The sequence below is a fragment of the Oleiphilus sp. HI0061 genome, assembly GCF_001635675.1.
This window is the reverse complement of the sequence record NZ_LWFE01001421.1, coordinates 1-1,529: the sequence shown is the minus strand read 5'-3', so window position 1 is coordinate 1,529 and position 1,529 is coordinate 1. Positions and strand designations below refer to the sequence as shown.

Here is a 1,529-nt window from a genome sequence, read left to right as displayed (position 1 = left end):
TTCTGGAATCATTGGCAGGTATTGACCAGCTTCTTTGGCAGTATGTTTAGTGTCGGCGGAATTGTTTTTGCCGTGTTTGCTTGTATTGCTTATTCGCTTCAAGATTTAAGCTTTGCACCACTTCTGAGTGTCTTGTCTGGTCTGGTCTTTATTGGCTTGCTGGTTGAGTCAATAGGTCTTGTTGCTCATGCTCGTTACCTGAATACTGAACAGGGAGAGGGCGCAGCAGCGCACTACATTCAGTGGACGACGTTTGGCAATACTTACTTGGCGAGAAACGTCAGCTTAGTGCTTGGCTTGCTTATCTCTGCAGTCTTCTTTATCTGGGCGCCTACCGGTATTTCAGCTGCACTGATTGGTATCGCTGCGGGGCTTGGCATGATCATTATGTTGTTAGTTGGTCGTGCACTCTTCTATGTATTGGTTGTACCTACAACCATGCCAGGGGCTTTCTTCTGGAAGAACAAAGGGTTTGAAGAACATGCCAGAGACATTGGTTTGGCAGAAATGCCTCAGGTGGGTGTTGTACCTGACCTACACTAATCGCAAGTGACTTAAGAGAAGGCTGCTTTCGAAAGAAAGTGGCCTTATTGCCAATAGAATTTAGTGCGTGCTTAGTCATCAATGAGTAAAAGAGGCAGGATAAACGAAGAAGCTAAAGTGAATCAGGTTAATGCTAAAGTGAAGCAGGATAGCAAGTAGCAGAGAATTGCTTCGCTGGTAACTCCATGCGTAGAGTAAACCCGCGGCAAAGATTAGGCTGAGCCTCTCTATCGCCCCGGGCCCTGTATGGAAGTGAGCAAGAGTGAACAGAAGGGATGAGCCAATGATGGCGGCGCTGGCTGTAGACGATTTTAGGAATATAAAGCGCTGAATGATTAGCCTGAAGAACGCTTCTTCAGCGATGCAGGTCACAAACAGATTAATAAAAATAAAGGCCAAAGTCAGCTGGCCGAATTTAAAATCTGTATTGACGCCCAAAATGTAGCCGATCAGAAAAATCCCAAACATAGCGAAGCCGAGCTTGGCGAATAGCTCGGGCTTTATGTTGGTTTCGTTCTTCAGGTTTGAAGGGCTCGTATTGCTGACCCAGTAGCGAAAGCAAAATAAGATTAATACTGCGCCCAAGGCTTTATCAAGGTGAGCACTTAGGGTGTAAGGAATGCTTGAGTTACCAAGTAAGGCCGGGCCGAAGACCGTGGTTTTAGTAAAGCCGGGAACAAGGTGTAAGGCTAGCATCAAGGGCACAAGGCTTAAAAATATCCAGGCGAAGGTTTTTATTGGTAAATGCTTTGATTGAACCTGACTAATGATCAGCGTGGCGAAAACAAGGAAAGCAGCAGTTCGCCAATCGATAACTTGCGTTAGCCAGCTTGTAATCAGCAAGATTGCGAGCAAGGGTAAGCTTAGAAGTAGGCTAGGTGGCTTGCCGGGCTTGAGCAATAAGCTGACTAGCAGTGTGTAGACAGAAAAGCTTGGAAGTAATTCGAGAGGCAGTTGAATATCCATATAGCTATACATTTACAATT

General features: G+C 45.7%; 2 protein-coding genes. One reads left to right on the top strand and one right to left on the bottom strand.

What is annotated here, in order from left to right:
- Nucleotides 1-543, top strand: a 543-nt coding sequence (locus tag A3735_RS31250; RefSeq protein ID WP_197485979.1) for a hypothetical protein, incomplete at its 5' end; no start/stop codon positions are given.
- Nucleotides 544-621: 78 nt separating this feature from the next.
- On the opposite strand, the gene A3735_RS22480 is transcribed toward A3735_RS31250, so the two are convergent.
- Nucleotides 622-1,509: a CPBP family intramembrane glutamic endopeptidase gene (locus A3735_RS22480; protein WP_197475500.1), complete on the bottom strand. Its 888-nt coding sequence runs from the start codon at nucleotides 1,507-1,509 to the stop codon at nucleotides 622-624.
- Between the last annotated feature and the right edge of the window lie 20 nt (nucleotides 1,510-1,529).

Coding starts and splice junctions, on each gene's coding strand:
- A3735_RS22480 (WP_197475500.1), bottom strand. CDS start 1,509: ATGGATATTCAACTGCCTCTCGAATTACTTCCAAGCTTTTCTGTCTAC.